20 protein-coding genes and 1 pseudogene are annotated in these 20,714 nt (G+C 69.5%); 7 read left to right on the forward strand and 14 right to left on the reverse strand.

What is annotated here, in order from left to right:
• Window positions 1-38 precede the first annotated feature (38 nt).
• Window positions 39-203, reverse strand: coding sequence for a hypothetical protein (locus tag G6034_RS08425; RefSeq protein WP_176634659.1), 165 nt, complete (start codon window positions 201-203; stop codon window positions 39-41).
• Window positions 204-1,029: 826 nt separating this feature from the next.
• Here G6034_RS08425 and G6034_RS08430 point away from each other — a divergent pair.
• Both G6034_RS08430 and G6034_RS08435 read left to right on the forward strand, forming a co-directional pair.
• Window positions 1,030-1,239: a hypothetical protein gene (locus G6034_RS08430; RefSeq protein ID WP_176634660.1), complete on the forward strand. Its 210-nt coding sequence runs from the start codon at window positions 1,030-1,032 to the stop codon at window positions 1,237-1,239.
• 43 nt (window positions 1,240-1,282) lie between these two features.
• Window positions 1,283-2,434: a PQQ-dependent sugar dehydrogenase gene (locus G6034_RS08435; RefSeq protein WP_176634661.1), complete on the forward strand. Its 1,152-nt coding sequence runs from the start codon at window positions 1,283-1,285 to the stop codon at window positions 2,432-2,434.
• Window positions 2,435-2,487: 53 nt separating this feature from the next.
• On the opposite strand, the gene G6034_RS08440 is transcribed toward G6034_RS08435, so the two are convergent.
• From G6034_RS08440 to G6034_RS08450, 3 genes are read right to left on the reverse strand one after another with little or no spacing between them, the layout of a single operon-like run.
• Window positions 2,488-3,384 carry a sugar phosphate isomerase/epimerase family protein gene (locus G6034_RS08440; protein ID WP_176634662.1) on the reverse strand — a complete coding sequence of 299 codons (897 nt, stop codon included), beginning with the start codon at window positions 3,382-3,384 and terminating at the stop codon, window positions 2,488-2,490.
• The gene (locus G6034_RS08445) at window positions 3,381-4,622 is read right to left on the reverse strand and encodes a dihydrodipicolinate synthase family protein (protein ID WP_176634663.1); all 1,242 of its coding nucleotides are present in this window, start codon (window positions 4,620-4,622) and stop codon (window positions 3,381-3,383) included. Before G6034_RS08445 ends, G6034_RS08440 begins: the two co-directional genes overlap by 4 nt.
• 2 nt (window positions 4,623-4,624) lie before the next feature.
• Window positions 4,625-5,758 (reverse strand): Gfo/Idh/MocA family protein, encoded by a 1,134-nt coding sequence (locus tag G6034_RS08450; protein ID WP_176634686.1) that lies wholly within the window; start codon window positions 5,756-5,758, stop codon window positions 4,625-4,627.
• Between the two features lie 251 nt (window positions 5,759-6,009).
• Here G6034_RS08450 and G6034_RS08455 point away from each other — a divergent pair, with 251 nt between their 5' ends.
• Window positions 6,010-7,068, forward strand: coding sequence for a substrate-binding domain-containing protein (locus G6034_RS08455; protein WP_176634664.1), 1,059 nt, complete (start codon window positions 6,010-6,012; stop codon window positions 7,066-7,068).
• Window positions 7,069-7,089: 21 nt separating this feature from the next.
• Here G6034_RS08455 and G6034_RS08460 read toward each other — a convergent pair whose 3' ends face one another.
• Window positions 7,090-7,638, reverse strand: a complete 549-nt coding sequence (locus tag G6034_RS08460; protein ID WP_176634665.1) for an AMIN-like domain-containing (lipo)protein — start codon at window positions 7,636-7,638, stop codon at window positions 7,090-7,092.
• 235 nt (window positions 7,639-7,873) lie between these two features.
• On the opposite strand from G6034_RS08460, the gene cyoE reads away from it, so the two are divergent.
• Window positions 7,874-8,842, forward strand: a complete 969-nt coding sequence (cyoE, locus tag G6034_RS08465) for a heme o synthase (RefSeq protein ID WP_176634666.1) — start codon at window positions 7,874-7,876, stop codon at window positions 8,840-8,842.
• A 10-nt stretch (window positions 8,843-8,852) separates the two neighbouring features.
• Here cyoE and G6034_RS08470 read toward each other — a convergent pair whose 3' ends face one another.
• The 8 genes from G6034_RS08470 to G6034_RS08505 form a co-directional block, all read right to left on the reverse strand.
• On the reverse strand, window positions 8,853-9,920 hold the full coding sequence (locus G6034_RS08470; protein ID WP_176634667.1) for a HoxN/HupN/NixA family nickel/cobalt transporter: 1,068 nt from the start codon (window positions 9,918-9,920) through the stop codon (window positions 8,853-8,855).
• On the reverse strand, window positions 9,920-10,888 hold the full coding sequence (locus G6034_RS08475) for an urease accessory protein UreD (RefSeq protein ID WP_343037991.1): 969 nt from the start codon (window positions 10,886-10,888) through the stop codon (window positions 9,920-9,922). Before G6034_RS08475 ends, G6034_RS08470 begins: the two co-directional genes overlap by 1 nt.
• A complete protein-coding gene (ureG, locus tag G6034_RS08480; protein ID WP_176634668.1) occupies window positions 10,885-11,502 on the reverse strand; it encodes an urease accessory protein UreG in 618 nt (205 codons plus the stop codon). The genes G6034_RS08475 and ureG overlap by 4 nt, the downstream gene beginning before the upstream one ends.
• 27 nt (window positions 11,503-11,529) lie before the next feature.
• Window positions 11,530-12,219: an urease accessory protein UreF gene (locus G6034_RS08485; RefSeq protein WP_176634669.1), complete on the reverse strand. Its 690-nt coding sequence runs from the start codon at window positions 12,217-12,219 to the stop codon at window positions 11,530-11,532.
• A gap of 8 nt (window positions 12,220-12,227) precedes the next feature.
• Window positions 12,228-12,722, reverse strand: coding sequence for an urease accessory protein UreE (gene ureE / locus G6034_RS08490; RefSeq protein WP_176634670.1), 495 nt, complete (start codon window positions 12,720-12,722; stop codon window positions 12,228-12,230).
• Window positions 12,723-12,732: 10 nt separating this feature from the next.
• Complete coding sequence (gene ureC, locus G6034_RS08495; protein WP_176634671.1) at window positions 12,733-14,445, reverse strand: urease subunit alpha; 1,713 nt, start codon at window positions 14,443-14,445, stop codon at window positions 12,733-12,735.
• Window positions 14,442-14,777 carry an urease subunit beta gene (locus G6034_RS08500; RefSeq protein WP_176634672.1) on the reverse strand — a complete coding sequence of 112 codons (336 nt, stop codon included), beginning with the start codon at window positions 14,775-14,777 and terminating at the stop codon, window positions 14,442-14,444. The genes ureC and G6034_RS08500 overlap by 4 nt, the downstream gene beginning before the upstream one ends.
• A gap of 83 nt (window positions 14,778-14,860) precedes the next feature.
• Window positions 14,861-15,163 (reverse strand): urease subunit gamma, encoded by a 303-nt coding sequence (locus G6034_RS08505; RefSeq protein WP_176634673.1) that lies wholly within the window; start codon window positions 15,161-15,163, stop codon window positions 14,861-14,863.
• A gap of 377 nt (window positions 15,164-15,540) precedes the next feature.
• Between G6034_RS08505 and G6034_RS08510 the strand changes: the two genes are divergently transcribed.
• The 3 genes from G6034_RS08510 (at window position 15,541) to G6034_RS08520 (ending at window position 20,218) form a co-directional block, all read left to right on the forward strand.
• Window positions 15,541-17,553 carry an MFS transporter gene (locus G6034_RS08510; RefSeq protein ID WP_218063722.1) on the forward strand — a complete coding sequence of 671 codons (2,013 nt, stop codon included), beginning with the start codon at window positions 15,541-15,543 and terminating at the stop codon, window positions 17,551-17,553.
• A gap of 196 nt (window positions 17,554-17,749) precedes the next feature.
• Complete coding sequence (locus G6034_RS08515) at window positions 17,750-18,319, forward strand: hypothetical protein (protein ID WP_176634674.1); 570 nt, start codon at window positions 17,750-17,752, stop codon at window positions 18,317-18,319.
• 156 nt (window positions 18,320-18,475) lie between these two features.
• Window positions 18,476-20,218 (forward strand): S53 family peptidase, encoded by a 1,743-nt coding sequence (locus G6034_RS08520; RefSeq protein WP_218063723.1) that lies wholly within the window; start codon window positions 18,476-18,478, stop codon window positions 20,216-20,218.
• 19 nt (window positions 20,219-20,237) lie between these two features.
• Here the strand turns inward: G6034_RS08520 and G6034_RS08525 are convergent.
• Window positions 20,238-20,714 (reverse strand): annotated as a pseudogene (locus G6034_RS08525) (hypothetical protein); the annotation flags it as partial.

Below are 20,714 nucleotides of genomic sequence, written 5' to 3' on the forward strand. Positions count from 1 at the left end.
TTCACCTCCCTTCATCCAGTCGCCGCCACTAATGAGTGTCATTGATGGGACAGTGCAGGTTCTGCCGGCACAATGTCCTGGTTGAGGTGGAAGACGTTGCCGGGGTCGTTGGCCTGGATGCGGTGCTGGTCATCCGCGTCCATGAAGTTGATGTAGCCGCCAGCCTCGGCGTAGGGGCGCAGCGCCTCCTGATGGTCCCGCACCCACTTGATGTTGGCCGCGTTGGCCGCCGGGTGGTCCCACCTGCCGGCAATGACGGGACAAATCCCACGTCCCGGCAGCCGAACGCCGTTAAATCAGCAGCCACCCGCTGCACCGCGCCAATAATTGGACAAAAAGTGGCTGGCCGGCTGGACGCTGGGCACCCGGGAACTGAACTCGACGGCAACCCCGCGCGCCTGATCGCTCAGTTGCTCCGGGAAATCCGCCGTCCGGCAGGCCTGCATCCCCGCCGGAAGCATGGCATGAAACAGGCCGTTGAGCGCCGTGCAGGGCATGGGCCCGACGAACTGACCCAGCACCGGTCCGGCACCCGGGACGGGTTCCCACCGGGCCGCGCCGCCGGATGCTTGTCGATCATGCCGTTGTACACGGCCCGCGCCGCGTCATGGCCCCCGTCCTGCGGGGAAACCACTGTGCCGTGGATGCCCTCGCGCAACTGCGCCATGCGTCCTGAATCCGTGATGTGCCGTCCTCATCTTTGCGGTGCAGCTTCCGCCCACCCCCTACGCCAGGCAGCGGGGCGGCGGTTGAATATACGCACATCGCGCACGACTCCCCGGGCCAGGACCGCGGCGGCGTGCCACCAGGCGGCTTCGTGAAATCGGGCGCTGGAGATGTACATGTCGCTTCGTCAGCTGGAAACGCTGGTGGACCAGGTGGGGGTCTGGATCCCCCGAACCGGCTTGGGCAATTTCCTGACCCCGTGCCCCCGCGCTGTCGTCGCTGCCGGGAGGTGACGTCGCCACCTACAGTGAATTCGGTCCGCGTGGCGTCAGCTGCCGTGACCCTCCGTTCCACAGCCTGGGCGTGGAAACGCGCGAGGTGCATGCCCGCTTCGTCGGCGAGCACCCGCTCGTGAACTATTGCAGAAACACCACCGACGGCGCGCCCGTCAAGATCAGCGACTTCCCGGACGCCAGGTCGTTACACCGCCTCAACCTCCATGAGCACTTCCTCCGCCCCCTGCCCGTGGAGCACCGGCTGGCCATCACCCTCGCGGCGCCGGGGCCACTGTGATCGGGACAGCGCCGGGCCGGACCCGTTGCGCTAGGCTCGGGGGATGGTGGGCACAGGGGCTCCTCGGCGACGCGGCGGACCAACCGCGCTCGCACTGTGCGCGGCCCTGGCACTTGCCTCCTGCACCGGTCCACCCCAGGCCGAAAACCTGCAAACAACCGTCACCGCGCGGCCGCCGTCGATCCCCGTTCCCACGGGAAGTGGCACCGTTGCCGTGGGCGGGCTGGCAGCACCGTGGTCCATGGTGGTCCTGGGCGACGGACACCTCCTGGTCAGCGAACGCGATGCGGGGCAAGTCATCGACGTCGCCCCGAAGGGCACCAGGCAGCTTGTTGGCACCGTCGCCGGCGTCGTGCACCAGGGTGAGGGAGGGCTGCTGGGACTGGCGGTGCATGTGGGTTCCTGCCCGCGGCCTGGTCCGTTTGATCCCGACAACCCCTGCCTTGACCTGTTCGCCTATCTGACCACGGCGACGGACAACCGGATTGTGCGGATGCCGCTGCTGGAAACGGCCGGCCGCAGGTCGTTGGGGCCGGCAGCCGTCATTCTCCAGGGCATCCCCAAATCGTCCAACCACAACGGCGGCCGGATCGCCTTTGGCCCCGACGGGATGCTGTACGTGGGCACGGGCGACGCCGGCACCAGCGCCAACGCCCAAAACAGGTCCTCGCTGTCGGGGAAGATCCTGCGGATGACCCCCGACGGCGGCATCCCGGCCGGCAACCCGTTCCCCGGCAGCCCGGTCTGGAGCATGGGGCACCGGAACGTGCAGGGGATCGCCTGGGACAGCCGCGGCCGCATGTGGGCCTCCGAGTTCGGCCAGAACACCTGGGACGAACTCAATGAGATCAGGGCCGGCAGGAACTACGGCTGGCCCACCGTCGAGGGAATGGGCGGCCCGGACCTGGCCCCGTTCACGAATCCGGTCCTTGTCTGGCCCACGGACCAGGCCAGCCCCAGCGGCATCGCCATCAGCGGCACCACGCTGTACATGGCGGCGCTGCGCGGTGAACGGCTGTGGCAGGTGGCCCTCGACGGCGAACCATCCGCCCGCGCGCTGCTGACCAACCAGCTGGGCCGCCTGCGCGACGTGGCCTTAACGCCCGGCGGCCGCCTGCTTGTCCTGACGAACAACACTGACGGCCGCGGCGCCCCCACGCCGGGCGGTGACAGGATCGTGGAGGTTGCACGTTGAACGGACCACCGTCGCCGCCTGCATGGCGCGGAGCGGAATTCCGTGCAGCGCCATCACCCGAGGTGCGGGGCCACCAGCTCGGCGTACCGCTGCTTGACCGTGTCGATGACGTCCGCGCAGGGCCGGTTCCAGATCTCCTCGTTGAAGATCTCCACCTCGACCGGGCCGTCGTAGCCTGCCCCGGCAACCCACGCGCCGATCGACGCGAAGTCGATGACGCCGTCGCCCATGAATCCGCGGGACAGCAGCGCGTCCGCGGCGATGGGCAGGTTGAAGTCGCACACCTGGTAGGTCGCGATGCGGCCCTCGGCGCCGGCGCGGGCGATCTGCTCACGCAGCGACGGATCCCACCAGACGTGGAAGGTGTCGACCACGACGCCGACGGCCCCGGCCGGGTGCGGCGCGGCCAGGTCCAGGGCCTGGCCCAGGGTCGAGAGCACGGCGCGGTCGGCGGCATACATCGGGTGCAGGGCTTCCAGGACCAGGCGGACGCCGTGTTCCAGGGCGAACGGCACCAGCTCGGCGAGGCGGTCCGCCACGCGCCGGCGGGCCAGCACCAGGTCCTTGCCCCCGGCGACGGCGGGTGCGCCGCCCCCGGCGTCCACGGCGCCGGGGGCCACGCTGAAGTCGGGCAGCCCGCCCACCACCATGATGACTTCGGTGGTGCCGAGTGCCTTCGCCTCGAGGATGGCGGCCTTGTTGTCCTCGAGGGCGGCGGCCTGGCCAGCCTCGTTCGCCGCGGTCAGGAAGCCGCCGCGGCACAGGCTGGAGACCCGCAGGCCGGACGCCTTGACCAGCTCGACGGCCGTGTCAAGGCCGACTTCGGCGACCTTGTCGCGCCACAGGCCAATGTGGGAAAGGCCGGCGGCGACGCTGAGGTCGAGGGCTTCGGTGAGCGAGGCCCTCTTGATGGTGGCCGTGTTGATGGAGAGCTTTTCGAAGGTGCTCATGTGTTGGCGCCTTCCAAGACTGCTGACCCAACTGCGGCCTCGGAGGAAACGCCTGCGGTGTTCAGGAACCCCGCCATGCGGGTGGCGGCCAGCCCGGGGTTGAGCAGCAGGCCGGCCGTGTTGGCCAGGCGGAACAGCCTGACCAGGTGGTTGACGTCGCGCCCGGAGTGCAGGCCCCCGACCATCTGGAAGCCGGCCTGGTGGCCGTTGAGCCAGGCGAGGAAGGCGATGCCCGTCTTGTAGTGGTACGTGGGCGCCTCGAAGATGTGCAGGCCAAGGTCCCGGGTCGAGTCCAGGATGGCCCGCGCCCCGGCCGGACGGCCGGCATCGTATTCCTGCAGGGCGGTTGAGGCGGCGGGGGCGATCGCGGCAAAGATGCCCAGGAGCGCGTCCGAGTGGTGGGAGCCGTCGCCGTCAATGAGCTCGGGGTAGTTGAAGTCGTCCCCCGTGTACAGGCGCACGCCCCCCGGGAGGCCGGCCCGCAGCGCAACCTCGTGGCTGGCGTCCAGCAGGGAAACCTTCACGCCGTCCACCTTCGCGGCGTGCGCCTCAACGAGCTGCTCGAACGTGACCGTGGCGGCGGAGACATCGTCGCTGCCCCAGTAGCCGGCCAGGGCACGGTCGAACATGGTGCCCAGCCAGTGCAGGACAACAGGCTCCTTCACCTCGGACAGCAGCGTGCCGTAGAGGGCCAGGTAGTCTCCGGGGCCCGCGGCAACCTTGGCCAGGGCGCGCGAGGCCATGATGATGACCTTGGCGCCGGAGGCCTCGACGACGGCGATCTGCTCGCGGTAGGCGGCCAGTACCGCGGCCAGGCCGGCCTCGCCGGGCTCAACGGAGGCCGGGTCCAGCTGGTCGGTGCCGGCGCCGCAGGCCAGGAGGTCGCGGACCGTGCGCTCGGGGCTCGCAAAGAGGGCGGCCTCGGCGGCGGAACGGTTGATGAGCTCCTGCGTGGCGGCCCAGTCGAGGCCCATGCCGCGCTGGGCGGTGTCCATGGCGTCGGCGACGCCCAGGCCCCAGCTCCACAGTTCGCGGCGGAAGGCCAGGGTGGCGTCCCAGTCAATGTCGGCCGGGGCGCCGGGGACGTTGCCGCCCAGCACCTTCGGAGTGACGTGGGCTGCCGCGTAGACCTTGCGGCTGGTGATCAGGGACGCCGGCTTGCGCCACGGGCCGGTCGCGTTCAGCGTCAGGGTTTCAAGCCCGCCGGTGGCGAGCGGCAGGGTGATGGAGGTGGTCATGGTTAAAGCTCGATTTCCGGGATGTCCAGGGTGCGGCGCTCCTCGGAGGACCGCAGGCCCAGCTCGGCCAGCTGCACGCCGCGCGCTGCGGAGAGCAGGCCGAAGCGGTGTTCGCGGCCGGCAGCAACGTCGCGCAGGAACTCCTCCCACTGCAGCTTGAAGCCGTTGTCCAGTTCCGCGTTCGCCGGGACTTCCTGCCACTGCGCCCGGAAGGATTCGGTGACGGGCAGGTCCGGGTTCCAGACGGGTTTGGGCGTGTGGGCGCGCTGCTGGGCGACGCACTTGTTCAGGCCGGCCACAGCGGAGCCGTGGGTGCCGTCGATCTGGAACTCCACGAGTTCGTCGCGGTGGACGCGCACGGCCCAGGAGGAGTTGATCTGGCCGATGACGGGGTCGCCGTCCGGGGTCTCGAGCTCAAAGATGCCGTAGGCGGCGTCGTCGGCGGTTGCCTTGTACTCCTTGCCCGCCTCGTCCCAGCGGGCCGGAATGTGGGTGGCGGTCTTCGCGGCGACGCTCTTGACCTTGCCGATGATCCCTTCCAGGACGTAGTTCCAGTGGCAGAACATGTCGGTGGTCATGCCGCCGCCGTCTTCCTTGCGGTAGTTCCAGGAGGGGCGCTGGGCCGCCTGGTGGTCGCCTTCGAAGACCCAGTAGCCGAACTCTCCGCGGATGGAGAGGATCCGTCCGAAGAAGCCCTCATCGACCAGGCGGCGCAGCTTGACCAGGCCGGGCAGGTACAGCTTGTCGTGCACGACTCCGGCGGTGATGCCCGCTTCCCGGCCGATGCGGGCCAGCTCGATGGCCTCTTCCAGGGTCTCGGCCGTGGGCTTCTCGGTGAAGATATGCTTGCCGTTGGCCATGGCCTTCTTCAAGGTGGCGGCGCGCAGGCTGGTCATGGAGGCGTCAAAGACGACGTCGACCGTGGGGTCGGCGATGACCGCGTCCAGGTCGGTGGTCCAGTGCCCAACGTTGTGCAGCCCGGCCAGCTCGCGCACCTTGGCCTCGTTGCGGCCCACCAGGATGGGCTCGATGGCAACCTTGGTGCCGTCTTCCAGTGTCAGCCCGGTTTCGCGCAGGGGCAGGATGGAGCGGAGCAGGTGCTGGCGGTAGCCCATGCGCCCGGTGATGCCGTTCATGGCGATGCGGATGACCTTCCCTCCACCCCCCGTACTGGTGCCGGCGGTAGTGGCTGCGGTGGCGGCCCGTTCGGTGGTGGCTGTCAGCGACACTGGAAACTCCTTGAAGGGGGTGGTGGCCGCGGCGGGTGGTCCGGCGTGGCCCGAAGTTTGGAAAGCGCTTTCCAATATATGCTGAACATAGCCGCCGGTCAAGACCCCTCAGACGTGTCCGCCGGACCCACAGCCATTCCACGAGAAGGATCCGCACCGTGAGCGTGAAACTAGCAGAAGTGGCCCGCCAGGCCGGCGTGTCGCTGGCCACCGCCTCCCGGGTCCTGAACGGCTCCGCCCGGACGCCGGCCGCCGCCATCGCGGACCGCGTCAGGGCCGCGGCCGACGAGCTTGGCTACGTTGCGAACGCACAGGCGCAGGCCCTGGCCCGGTCCACAACGGGGCTGGTGGGCCTGGTGGTCCACGACATCGCCGACCCCTACTTTTCCGCAATTGCCCACGGCGTCCAGGAGTCCGCGCTGCAGCACGGCCACCAGGTGCTGCTCGCGGGCACGGACATCGCCGGCGGTGCCGAACCGGAGCGCAGCGCAGAATTGTCCGCCGTCAACGCCTTCATCTCCTACCGCACGGACGCAATCATCCTCGCGGTGTCGCGGCTGAAGGAGGAGGACCCGCGGCTTTCCGCCGCCCTGGGCCGCTACATCAAAAACGGGGGCCGGGTGGTGGCCCTGGGCGCCACGACCATCCCGGGGGCGCAGTCGCTGACCCTGCCCAACAGGGAAGGGGCGGCCGCGCTGGCCCGTGCCCTCATCGACCGCGGCCACGCCCGGTTTGCCGTCCTCGCCGGCCCCGGGGACCGGAACACGGCCCGCCGACGCGTGGAGGGCTTCCTGGACGCCCTGGCCGCGGCCGGAATCGATCCGCTGGCCGTGGTCCCGGGCGGTTTCAACAGCCAGGGTGGCTTTGACGCCGCGCTCGAGTGCCTGGACGCGCTCGGCATCAGGCCCGGCGGCGCCGCGGCGGGGGACGGCGGCGGTGTTGCCGCCGGCGTGTGCCTCCTGGCGGCCAACGACGTCATGGCCCTCGGCGCCATGACGGCGCTGCGCTCGCGCGGGCTGCGCATCCCCCAGGACGTGCAGGTGGCCGGCTTTGACGACATCCCCACCCTGCGCGACCACTCCCCCGGGCTGACCACGTATCGGCTGCCGCTGAAGGGGATTGGCCGGCTCGCGGCGGAGCTGGCCCTGGACCCGGAGCACGCACCCGGGGCCGGCATCACGGGGGAAGTCATCCTGCGCGAAAGCGCCGGGGCATAGCGCCCCGGCGCGTCCCAACGCCTACCAGCGGTGGGCGACGTCAACGACCAGCCGCGTCTGGTTCCCCGGTCCGCCCAGCGTGAACACCGTGAACGGCAGGCGTGCCCGCACGCCCAGACCCAGCGTGGTCTGGGATTCAAAGCTGCCGCCCAGTGCCACCTGTCGGAACGTGGCGTAGCCGGCAGTGTTGACCAGCTCACGGGGATTGGCGGGGCTGTAGACGGCGGCGCCCGTCGCCACGTTGTAGGTGGGGTCCTTCACCACCACCTGCAGGAATGCGCCGCCGCGCAGCGGCAGCACAGCGCCGCTGCCCTCGCGGTGGACCGCGGAGACGTACTGCACCGTGTAGCCGCCGCCGTGGCCGCTGATGTCAACCACCAGGCGGTCAAAGCAGGCATGCCGGCCGGCCCTGACGTTGGAGATGGGTGCACTGGACAGCGTGCCTGCGGACTTCGCCAGGGAACCCCAGGTGATCCCGCAGTAGGGGGCCGCCTGTGACTGGCTTGGCGCCACCAAAACGAATGCGGCCAGCAGCCCCAGTACGGCCAGCCATGACTTGAACTTTCTCATTGGGAACACCCCTTGGGGGAATGTGTGCACTGAACGGGTGATGGGCAAGTTCAGGTTTATCGCACCACCGCACGGCATGCGAGCCCCGGGAACCAAATGGCGGTGAATTGTTAGCACACAACGACGGCGGCCCCAAACGTTATCTCCCGTCTCACCTGCGACCAACCGTGACCGGGCGCCGTTGCATTGTTTCGATATGCTGGTTTGACACCGCACTTCGTTGAAAGGCGACCGCATGGCCGCGCCCCGCCCCACGCCACCTGCCCGTCGAATGGGCGGCAAATCCCCGGCCGACGGCACCGACGCCGCCCTGGCCGCCCGCGCCACCGGCAGCAGCTGGAGGGCTGCGGCCCTGCGCTACTTTTCGCTGGCCAAACCGGGAGTGCTCTTTGGCAATGTCCTCACCGCCGCCGCGGGCTTTGTGTTCGGCAGCCCCGGCCGCGTGGACTGGGCGCAGTTTCTGGCAGTCTGCGCCGGCACCACGCTGGTGATCGGCTCCGCCTGCGTGCTGAACAACGTACTGGACCGTGACATCGACTCGGTGATGGAACGGACCAGGAAGCGGGCCACTGTCACAGGAAGCGTCGAGGCCCGCAATGCGCTGATCTTTTCAGTGCTCATGGGCCTGGCCGGCATCGCCATGCTGGTGGCCTGGACCAACTGGCTGGTGGTCGCCGTTGGGCTGGGCGGCTACCTGGCGTACGTGGTGCTCTACGGAATGCTGTCGAAGCGGATGACCGTCCACGGCACCCTGGTGGGCAGCATCTCCGGCGCCGCACCAATCCTTGGCGGATATGTGGGCGCCACCGGCAGGCTGGACGCCGGCGCCGCCATCGCGTTTCTCATGTTGTTTTTCTGGCAGCTGCCGGCCTTTTACGCCATCTCCATCTACCGCCGCGACGAGTACGCCAGGGCGGGCGTTCCGGTCATTTCCGTGGCGCGCGGCGTTGCCCACACCAACGTCCGGATTCTCGCGTACGCGGTTGCCTTCGGCGTGGTGGCGCTGCTCCCCCAGCCCGCCGGCCTCGCCGGCTGGAGCTATACGGCGGTGATGGGCCCCCTGTGCATTGGATGGGTCGCGGCGGCCGTCCGGGGGCTCGCCGCCGAGCCGGCTGAGGCGTGGGCCCGGCTGATGTTCCGTTACGCCCTGGTGATGATGGCGGCACTCTCCATCATGCTGGCCGTGGGGCCCCGCCTGCCTTGACGGGCCGCCACTATCGGCCTGGGGGACCAGCCGGGCCGGGCGCGCGGGTGCGGTCCCGGCGCCAGCCCAAGGCGGCCACGCCCCACACCGCCAGGAACAATCCCACCAGCAACAGCCCTGCCTGGCCGAGGTCCAGTCCCGCCAGCCAGCTGGTGACGGGGTCCGTGAGCCGGAGCGCCTCGTGCAGCACGGCGGCGGCGGTCAGCGCCGAGATGAACAGGGCCGACGTCGCGGAAAGCCCCGTGACAACCATGTTGAAGCCGATCCGCCGGGCCGGGTTCATGAGGGCCGAGCGGTACATCTTCATCATGGCCATGCCGTTGGCGGTGTCGCAGAGCGTCATGGCCGCCGTGAAGGCCAAGGGCAGGGCCAGCAGCGCCCCGATGGAGATCCCGGCCAGCGCGGCCGAGGCGGTGAGCAGCAGGAACGCAATGGTGGAGGCCGTGTCAAAGCCCAGCCCGAACAGGAAGCCGAGCACATAAATGTCCCGGGGCCGCTTGACGCGGGACAGGGGCTTGGTCAGGAGCCGGGCCACCATGCCGGTGGGCACCAGCTCGCCGCCGGCCACCGATCCGCCCCGGCGCACGCGCCGGAAGAGCACATTGGCCTTCAGGAACGCGGAGCCGTTGAACAGGCCGATGGCCAGCAGGAACAAGGCGGAAACGCCGGCCCCGGACACGGCCAGTGCCATGTTGGCGGCCGACCCCTCCCGGAGCAGCGTTCCCATGATTCCGGCGCCGCTGACCACCAGGATGCCGGCCAGCATCACCACGGAGCTGTGCCCCATGCTGAAGGCAAAGCCGACGCTGACGGGAGCCCTGCCCTCGGCGGCAAACTTCCGGCTTGAGTTGTCGATGGCGGCGATGTGGTCCCAGTCGTAACTGTGCTTGACGCCGGCCAGGTACGCGGTGAGCACCAGGCCCAGGGCCAAGGGGTGCGGGTCGCGGAGGGCGGAGAAGGCCATCAGGGCGACCACCGCGAGGTGAAGCGCGGCCACCGCCGCAAAGGTGGCACCTGCACGCCTGGCCACGGGGAGCTGCTCGCGCTCGAGGTATCCCCTCCGGGCGGTGGCGGTCATCAGTATTTCCTCAGGTTCAGGTTTTCCTGGCCGTGCCAGCGCCTGCGGAGCAGGTCCACGGCGGCGGCCAGGATTTCGTTCAGGGGTTCGGTGGAGCGGGACAGGGCGCGCAGGGCCAGGCCGGGCCCGTCCAGCAGCGTGATCCCCAGCTGCCCCTGCGGGTCCATGGGCGCCAGGACGGTGTGAAGTTCGTCGACCAGCACACCATCGACGCGTGCGTCCATGACCAGCAGCGAGCCCAGGTGGGTGTGCCGGTCCATGAAGGACATGCCGTCCACCGGCGAGCCCGTCCGGGGCCGGATCAACAAGTTGTCCAGCACCCTCAGCCGTGCGTCAACGGAGACTTCGTTCCGGAGGCGGATCTCGTCGTAGCGGAACAGCTTCCCGTCCGGGGACCACCCCGGCGTGAGGACCTCGGCCATGACGAACGATGCCGAGGGGTCCATGTCCACGGTGGTCACCTGGCGGTACGACGCTTCGCGGTAGGCGATGAGGGGGTCCGGGAGCAGTTCCAGCCGGGCCCCGGCCCCGAGCCGCACGTGGGTGTGCTGTTCGGCGCGGCTGCCGGGCGTGCGGTACACCTTGGTGGCTGATTGAGTGGTCAGCAGCAGGTCCGCCCCCGGGGCGACATCAACCTCGATCAGGTACCTGTCCCCGCCCAGGTAGGCACCGCCCGGGTTGATGACCACGTAGCAGACCTGCCCGGACCCGTCGAGATAGTGCGGACGCAGGATCCGCAGCGCCCCGGCATGGTGTTGGCGCACCGCGATCGACTTGTCTCCGCGCCGGTCGATGGACAGGGAAAGCGTCCCGGCCCACGGGGACGGTTCAGCAAGCCGGCCGACCGTGGCGGATCCGGTGTTCCCGGAGCTCGCGCCCAGGAGGCCGAGGCGGCCCGCGGCCGATTGGGCGGGGAGCGACCGAGGGAATGCCGGTCCGCCGCCAGCGGAGGTGACGGCTGCGGTCACCGGGCTTCCAGGTCCAGCATGAGCACGTCGCGCTTGAGCCAGCTGATGACGTGGTCCAGGCCGTCGTCGGTTTTCAGGTTCGTGAAGCAGTAGGGCCTGGGCCCGCGGAACTCGAGCGTGTCCGCCTCCATCACGGACAGGTCGGCGCCCACGTAGGGGGCCAGGTCGGTCTTGTTGATGATGAAGAGGTCGGACTTGATCATGCCCTGCCCGGCCTTGCGCGGGATTTTCTCCCCCTGCGCCACGTCGATGATGTAGATGGAAAAGTCCACGAGCTCGGGGCTGAACGTGGCGGAGAGGTTGTCGCCGCCGGACTCGATGAAGATGACCTGCAGGTCCGGGTGCCGTGCCTCCAGCTCCGCCACGGCGGCCGAGTTCATCGACGTGTCCTCGCGGATGGCCGTGTGCGGGCAGCCGCCGGTTTCGATGCCGATGATCCTGTCCAGCGGCAGCACGCCGTTCGCGGCCAGGATCTTGGCGTCCTCGATGGTGTAGATGTCGTTGGTGATGGCGGCGGTGGACACTTCCCCGTCCAGGGCCCGGGTGAGGCGCTCCACAAGCTGGGTCTTGCCGGCGCCGACCGGGCCGCCGATGCCGATCTTGATGGGTTTCATGTGTGTCTCCTTCTAAAGTTTGTGGGGTCAGGACATGAACATGCGCGCCCGCTGGCGTTCGTGCTGCATTTGGGCGATTTCCAGTCCGGGGGCCGTGACGCCGAAGTCCCCGCGTTCCAGCACCTGGATCAGCACGACGGCGTCCCGCACCTCCCCGTGGGCGGCCCGCAGGACCCGCTGGCCGGCGCTTTGGCCCAAGGGGATGCCGCGGATCGCGTTCTGGGTCAGCGACGTGGCGGTGGAAAACAGGTACGTCGTCAACAACTCGCCCAGGGGAACCCCCAGGGACTTCCCGGCGACGGCGAAGGCCAGGGAGGGGTGCCCGGCGCACTCCCCGCGGGCCACGGCGTCGGCGTAGCGGCCGAGCCCCGCCGAGGGGGCCACGGCAAGGGCAATGTCCAGCATGCGCGCGCCCATTTTCACCCCGGCCTCACGGACTTCCCGCGGCAGCGCCGCGGCGTGCAGCTCCCGGTCCACCCGGTTCAGCCCGGCCTCCGTGTCAGCCTCAAGGGCAAGGCGGATGGCCATGCCGTCGGAGTGGACGAGCTGGATGCGGATGAACTGGGTGAGCCAGTCGGCAAAGGTGGCTTCGTCGTGCACCTGGCCGCGGTGCAGGCTCGTTTCCAGGCCCAACGAGTGGCTGAAGGCCCCGGTGGGCAGGGCCGAATCGCTCAGCTGCAGCAGCGGCAGCAGGTAGGACGGTGCGGCGGAGTTCATGGCCGGCCTCAGTGCGAGTGTTCGGCGTGCCGGAACGGCACGGGCATCACGCGTTCCTGGCGCGAGTACGGCACGCCGACGTGCCTGAGGTAGTCCTCCACCGTGTGGTCGAAGGCCAGCACCATCACCTCGGCCCCGTACTCGGTGTCCGCGTCGAAAAACTGGGCCTGCATGTGCCGGTTGCCCAGGTTGTGGGCCACCACGCCCATCTCCTTGATGGTCGCCGGGGCGATGACCAGCACGTCGGTGGACTCGACGGCCACGACGATGGCGCTGTGCCCCGCAAGGAACAGGACGTCGCCGTCGCGAAGGTCGGCCACGGTGTCGCCGGTGAGCCTGATGCCCAGCTCCCTGCCGTGGTCCGTGGTGACGCGCTGGATGCGCTTGACCAGGGCGGCGGAGGGCAGCACCACCTTTTCCTCGTGCAGCCCGGCCAGACTGGCGGGGTCAAAGGAGTCCGTGGCCGGGTCAAACTTGTTGCCCAGGATGGCACTGATAATCATTGATCTCCTTTTAAAACAGGAAGTAGCGCTGGGCCATGGGCAGCACGCTGGAGGGTTCGGCCGTGATCACTTCGCCGTCCACGCGGACCTCGTAGGTCTCGGGGTCCACCTGGATGTCCGGTGTGCCGCCGTTATGTTTCATGTCCGACTTGGTGAGGTTGCGAATGCCGTGGCAGGCCCGGACCTCGTGCTGCAGGCCCAGCTGCGCGGGCACCCCGGCGTCGACGGCGGCCTGCGACATGAACGTGATGGAGCTGGAGTGCACCGCGCGGCCCAGCGAGGCGAAGTTCGGGCGCAGGGTCCGTGGCTGCGGGGTGGGGATGGAGGCGTTGGGGTCGCCCATGACGCTCATGACCATCTGGCCGCCCTTGAGCACCATCTCCGGCTTGACGCCGAAGAAAGCAGGTTCCCACAGCACCAGGTCGGCAAACTTGCCTTCCTCGACGCTGCCCACGGAATCGGCGATGCCGTGGGCAATGGCCGGGTTGATCGTGTATTTGGCCACAAAGCGCTTGAGGCGCGCGTTGTCGCCCACGGAGGGGTCGTCGTCGTACTTGCCGCGCTGGCGCTTCATGGCGTCGGCCACCTGCCAGGTGCGCAGCACCACCTCGCCCACGCGGCCCATGGCCTGGGAGTCGGAGGAGGTGATGGAGAAGATGCCCATGTCGTGCAGGACGTCCTCGGCGGCGATGGTTTCCTTGCGGATGCGGGAGTCGGCGAAGGCCACATCCTCCGGGATGTCCGGGCTGAGGTGGTGGCAGACCATGAGCATGTCCAGGTGCTCGTCGATGGTGTTGACCGTGTAGGGCAGGGTGGGGTTGGTGGATGCCGGGAGGACGTTGGGCAGCCCGGCGATCTTGATGATGTCCGGAGCGTGCCCGCCGCCGGCGCCCTCCGTATGGAAGGTGTGGATGACGCGGCCGTCGATGGCCCGGATCGTGTCCTCGACAAAGCCGCACTCGTTCAGGGTGTCGGAGTGGATGGCCACCTGGACGTCGTACTCATCGGCGACCTTCAGCGACATGTCGATCGAGGACGTCGTGGCACCCCAGTCCTCGTGGACCTTCAGCCCGATGGCGCCGGCACGGATCTGCTCCGCGAGCGGCTCGATGGCGCTGGCGTGGCCCTTGCCGAGCAGGCCGACGTTGATGGGCATGCTGTCCACGGCCTGCAGCATCTTGCCGATGTGCCAGGCGCCTGGCGTGACGGTGGTGGCCTTGCTGGCATCCGAGGGGCCGGTGCCGCCGCCGATGAGCGTGGTGACGCCGGAGGCCAGGGCCACGGGGATCTGGTCGGAGCTGACGAAGTGCACGTGCGTGTCGATGCCGCCGGCCGTGAGGATCTTCCCCTCGCCGGCGATGATGTCGGTGGCCGCGCCGATGGTGATGGTGACGCCGTCGGAGATTTGGGGGTTGCCGGCCTTGCCGATCTTGAAGATGTGGCCGTCGCGCAGGGCGACGTCGGCCTTGTAGATGCCCGTGTAGTCCAGGACGATCACGTTGGTGATGACGGTGTCGGGGATGCCCTCGTCGCGGACCAGCTGGCCGTTTTGGCCCATGCCGTCGCGGATGACCTTGCCGCCGCCGTACACGACTTCCTCGCCGTACCTGGTGAAGTCGTGCTCGATTTCGGCAAACAGCTCGGTGTCTGCCAGGCGCACGGCGTCGCCGGTGGTCGGCCCGTAGAGGTCCGAATACTGCTTGCGACTCAGTTCGAAGCTCATTTGCGCCCCTCCCCTGCCGAGCCGGCGTCGAGCGGCCCGTTCACCTGGTCCTGGAATCCGTGGACTTCGCGGGTGCCGGAGAGTTTGATCAGCTTGATGGTCTTTGCGTCGCCCGGTTCGAAGCGGACGGCGGTGCCCGCGGGGATGTCCAGGCGGTACCCGCGGGCTTCGCCGCGATCGAACTCGAGGGCGCTGTTGACCTCGAGGAAGTGGTAGTGGGAGCCCACCTGGATGGGCCGGTCGCCGCGGTTGGTGACCTGCAGCGGCTTTGCCTCGGCCTGTTCGTTGCAGGTGATGGGATCGGTGCGGAGGATGTATTCACCCGGAATCATGGCTTGCCTTTCAGTGCTCGGCTGTCATTGGACCGCTTGCCGTGGACCGCCTTTGGTGGGCGGCGGTCCGCAGTGTGGCCGGGTCAGCGGATGGGGTTGTGGACCGTGACCAGCTTGGTGCCGTCCGGGAAGGTGGCTTCCACCTGAACGTCCTTGATCATCTCCGCCACGCCTTCCATGACGTCGTCGCGGCTCAGGATGGTGCTCCCCCAGCTCATCAGGTCCGCCACGGTGCGCCCGTCACGGGCCCCTTCAACGAGCTCATACGTCAGGATCGCGATGGCTTCGGGATGGTTGAGCTTGAGTTGGCGGGCCTGCCGTCGGCGCGCGAGGTCTGCGGCCACCACAATCATGAGCTTCTCGTGTTCGCGGGGCGTCAGGTGCATGTGGCTCTCCTCAAGTCAGCAACGGATTCCAGTGTCCACCCGTTATCTGCAACCGGCAAGCATCGCCAGCCCTTGGAGGGCGTGCCGGGAGGTCCGTGGATACGGCCAGATTATCAGACCCGGGACGTCCCTCCGGCAGCGGGCGGGCCGCGCTTGTTCCACCGGTGTTCGGCACGGGTGCGGACGGACCGAACACGGGCCCGCGGCCGGATCGACGCCTTGCCTCCGGCCGGCCCCGTCCCCGCGTTGACAGGAACCTTTCAGCTTCACCGTGCCGCGACAGGCATAGCATGGATAGTTGACAGAGGTAACCACCAACCCCTGCCCATGGACGTAGGACTATCCGAGGGAGTGCGAACACTGTGGCCAAAACAACAGTGAAAATAACCACCGCTGCCGCGGCCCGCGCACGGCGCGACCGCGACCTTGCGAGCCCGCACTACAAGTGGATCGTGCTCTCCAACACCACGGTGGGCGTCCTGATGGCCACCATCAACGCCTCCATCCTGCTGATCGCGCTGCCGGACATTTTCCGCGGCGTCGGCATCAATCCCCTCGCCCCGGGCAACACCTCGCTGCTGCTCTGGCTCATCATGGGCTACATGGTGGTGACGGCCGTCCTGGTGGTCAGCTTCGGCCGGCTCGGGGACATGTTCGGCCGGGTAAAGATGTACAACGCCGGCTTTGCCATCTTCACGGTCTTTTCCATCCTGCTTTCCGTCACGTGGATGACGGGTGTTCCGGCCGTGTACTGGCTGATCACCATGCGCATCCTGCAGGGGGTGGGCGGCGCGCTGCTCATGGCAAATTCCAACGCCATCATCACCGACGCCTTTGGCGTGGACCAGCGCGGGCTCGCCCTCGGCCTGAACCAGGTGGCAGGGATCGCCGGATCCTTCCTGGGCCTGATCATCGGCGGGCTGCTGGGCCCGGTTGACTGGCGGCTGGTGTTCCTGGTCTCCGTCCCCGTCGGAATCTTCGGCACGGTGTGGGCCTACCTGAAGCTGCACGACAACGGCATCCGCCAGCCGGCCCGGCTCGACTGGTGGGGCAACGTGACCTTCGCCGCCGGACTCGTGGCGGTGCTGGTGGGCATCACCTACGGCATCCAGCCCTTCGGAGGGCACACGATGGGCTGGACCAACCCGTGGGTGCTCTCGGCCCTGATCGGCGGCACCGCCGTGCTGGCGGCCTTCGCGGCCATTGAACTGCGGGTCCCGGATCCCATGTTTGAACTCAAGCTCTTCCGGATCCGCGCCTTCACGGCCGGGAATCTGGCGAGCCTGCTCTCGGCCATAGGCCGGGGCGGACTCATGTTCATCCTGATCATCTGGCTGCAGGGCATCTGGCTCCCCCGCCACGGCTACGACTTTGCCAGCACGCCGCTGTGGGCGGGGATCTACATGCTGCCGCTGACCGCCGGCTTCCTCGTGGCGGGCCCCGTGTCCGGCTGGATTTCGGACAGGATGGGCGCCCGGCTCCTGGCCACGGGCGGGATGGTGGTGGCGGCCCTGAGTTTCTGGTGGCTGCTCCTGCTGCCAGTGAACTTCCAATACTGGATGTTTGCCCTGGCGCTGTTGGTGAACGGCATCGGCATGGGGCTCTTTGCCGCGCCCAACCGGGCCGGCATCATGAACAGCCTGCCGCCCAACCGCCGCGGGGTGGGTGCCGGGATGAGCACCACGTTTCAAAACTCAGCCATGGTGCTGTCCATCGGCATCTTCTTTTCCCTCATGGTCACGGGCCTCGCCCGCACCCTGCCGGCCACCCTGAGCAGCGGGCTCACCGCCCACGGCATCAGCGCGGCCGACGCCGGACACGTCGCCTCCCTGCCGCCCGTCTCCGTGCTCTTTGCCTCGCTGCTGGGCTACAACCCGGTCCAGACACTGTTGGGGCCGGCCGCCCTCTCCGGCCTGTCCCCCGCCGATGCCGCCTACCTCACCGGCCGCGGCTTCTTCCCGGCCTTGATATCCGGGCCGTTCGCCGCCGGGCTCGCCGTGGCGTTTGGCTTTGCCATTGCCGCGTGCCTGGTTGCGGCGGTTGCGTCCGCCCTCCGCGGCGGCAAATACGCGTACCCCGGCCCGGCGGCGGTGACCGCCGGCGGGCTCCCCACGACGCCGCGGGACCCGGCGCAGGGCGGCCACGCGCAGGGCGGCCCGGCGGAGGGCCGCCAGGCACCTTCCGGCCCTTCAGCCGGCCGGCTTCCCCTGCCCGGGCTGACGCGCGCAGGCCTTCCACCCGCCGACTTCCCACCCGCACGGCGGGTGCCGGCCGTCGAGCGGCGCGGGCGCGCGGGAACAACGCCCGGCCATGCCCAGCCAGGCGCGGGCCCCGGCCGCCACGCACCCGGCGCCGCGCAGCCGGCGGAGCCCCGGCACCGGCTCGACTAGTCCACATCGGGGCCCTCACCCCGCTCCCCGGTCAGGGAATCCCGCTGGCGTGGGCCCAGGCGCTCCGGCCGCTGTGGCCCCCTTGACCTTGCGGCGGAAAGGGCCTGCAATGGAAGGAGGGGAATCCGGCGTGGCCGGCTCCCTCGACGGGTGTCCCGGCCGACGGCCTGCGGACGGTTTGGCAGGAGGTGCCGCGATGGTTTTGACAGCCCTTGCAGGGTTCGCCTTGCTGGCCGTGCTGGTGGTGGTGACAACGGCCGCAACCGTCTGGCTGGCAAAAGTCCGCCCGGCCCTTGAGCACGACCCCGACACCCAATTCTGGTACATTTTTGCCGGCCTCTGCGTCCTGCTGCCGGCCATACTGATCACCGTGGCGCTCAACCGCTGGGCCGGTGCCGCGCTGGCACTCCTGGCGGCAGGCGCCTGGTGGTGGTCCAACAGGGTGGTTGCCGTGCGCCAGACCCTCCAGGCCGACGCGGCCGCCCGGCGGAAGTCCGACGCGGAACGCCAGGCTCTGTATGCCCGGCACAATTCCGTGCTCGCCCGCTGGGGCCGCTACGAACTGGACCCCGCCCGGTCCATCGACTTCCCCGCCATGACCGACGTTCGGGTCCCGGAGACCTCGGCCCTGGTCAAGGCGATGGCCAAGGCGGAACAACTCCGCCGCCACCCCGGCGCGGACCGCACGGCGGAATACAGGACGGCGGTGGCCGTCTTGGAAGGCGCCTTGAGGGCTGCCGAGGAGTCTGCGGCGCGGCAAGGCTGAAGGCGCCCCGTCGTCCATGGGCAGCTTTCACCGGCGCCCAGCGCGCCCCGGTGTGGGCCGCCTGGCGCCTCAAGGCAATGCCTCTGCGTGATCGGGCCGTTGTCTGCACCGTAAATGGGTCGTAGTATCGCCCATATCTAGTGGAGGGTGCGTGCCATGCCAGTACAAGAACCGCCTGTTGAGGGACACGATGCACAAGAGCCGGCGGCAGGGGCCCCGCGGGAACACCAGCCAGGCAGTGGCGGCGCCGAGCCCGCCACTGACACGCCGCGCCGCGGGCGGCACGCCGCGGCGGCGTCCGGACCCGAATTGGTTCCCCTCCCCGGCAGCAGCCGCGGACCGGCCCCGCAGGCACTCCACCGCCCCGCCGGAACCCCCACGCAGGACGAGCTGTACAAGCAGGAGATCACGGTGACGGTCGTCCTGCGCCGCGCGGGTGCGGAGCCGGGAGCCGCCGCGCCCCCGGCCGGCCCCGACGGGACACGCACCCTGCCGGCCGCCTACGCGGCCGACCCGGCCGACGTCGAACTGGCAACCAGGACGTTCACCGGGCTTGGCGCCACGGTGGTAGAGGTGGATGCGGCGTCGCGAAGGCTCCGCGTGGCCGGTCCCGTGGGGCTGTTATGCGAGATTTTCGGCACGGAGCTCGACACGGTTTCCAGCGTGGGCCCCAACAATGAAAGCGCCACGCACCGCCACCGCACGGGCGGGCTGAGCGTGCCGGCAACACTCGACGGAGTGGTGACGGCCGTGCTGGGCCTCGACGACAGGCCGTCGGCCCGCGCCCCCTTTCACTTCGCGCCGGCAGCCGCCGGCAACGTGAGCTACACGCCCCTGGACCTGGGGCGCATCTACAACTTTCCGGGCGGCACGGACGGCACCGGGCAGGTCGTCGCCATCATTGAACTCGGCGGCGGATTTGGCCAGGCGGACTTGGACGAGTACTTCTCCGGGCTCGGCATCACCGGCCCGACCGTGCAGGCGGTCGGCGTGGACGGCGCCGTGAACGTGCCCGGCGGTGACCCCCAGGGAGCCGACGGCGAGGTGTTGCTCGACATTGAGGTTGCCGGGGCACTGGCCCCGCGCGCCACCCTGAAGGTGTATTTCGCGCCCAACACCGACGCGGGCTTCCTTGACGCCGTGGCCACCGCCACCCATGCCGCGCCCGCTCCGGCGGCGATCAGCATCAGCTGGGGCCAAAGCGAGGACCAGTGGACCGGGCAGGCCCGCACCGCCATGGACAACGCGTTCATCGACGCCGGCATGCTGGGCATCACCGTGACCGCGGCGGCCGGGGACAACGGCAGCGCGGACGCCCAGGGCGACGGCCAAAACCACGCGGACTTCCCGGCGTCGAGCCCGCACGTCCTGGCGTGCGGCGGCACCCGTCTCGAAGCGGACCCGGCCACCGGGCAGGTGGCCAGCGAAACCGTGTGGAATGAATCCTCCAGCTCGGCGACCGGCGGCGGGGTCAGCGACGCCTTCCCGCTGCCCGACTGGCAGCAGCACGTCACCGTGCTCGCCGCCAAGGGGCCCGCGGGCACGCCCAGCGGACGCGGTGTCCCAGACGTCGCTGCCGTCGCGGATCCACAGACCGGCTACCGCGTCCGGGTCGACGGAACGGACATGGTGATCGGCGGCACCAGCGCCGTGGCACCCCTGTGGGCCGCCCTGGTGGCCCGCCTCGCCCAGTCGCGCGGCGGCGGGCTGGGACTGCTGCAACCGGCCATCTATGCGGGCGAAACGGACGGGCAGGCCGCCCCGGGCTTCAGGGACATCACCGGCGGCAACAACGGCAGCTACCACGCCACGCCCGGCTGGGACGCCTGCACGGGGCTGGGCGTTCCGGACGGAGCGGCGCTCCTGGCGGTCCTGTCGGCGGGAACCGCCGCCGGCTGAGGGCCCGGACAGGCCCGCGTCAGCCGCCCGGGGGCGCCTTCGGCGGTGCCGGCGTCACCGGCGGGACCACCGGCATTTGCGTCGGGACGGCCGGCGGTGCCGGGGCGTGCGTCGGCTTGGGGGCGGGCTGCGCCGGGGCTGCGGGGGCCTGAGTCTGTGAGTCGCCCGCATTGGGCTGCTGCTGTACGGGGACCCCGCTGCCGGCCAGGGGGTCGTTGGTGCCGGCGACCAGCGGGGCGGTCTGGCTGAGCATGCTCGCCGGCGGCGCCGTCAGCGGGTTGACCGGGTAGGCGGGGTTGCCGGCGGCGGCGTTCATGACCGCTGCCCAGTTGGAGCCGGCCAGCTGGTTGCCGTCAATGTTCGGGTAGTAGACGCCGTTGATCGTGATGTCCTGGTTGACCCACTCTGGGCCGTTGCCCTGGTAGCTGCCGAACCAGGCCGCCGTGGCGATGCCGGAGTTGGCGCCCACGGTCCAGGTCTCGACGTTGCCGTCCGT

Source organism: Arthrobacter wenxiniae, from assembly GCF_013376105.1.
Lineage (GTDB): Bacteria > Actinomycetota > Actinomycetes > Actinomycetales > Micrococcaceae > Specibacter > Specibacter wenxiniae.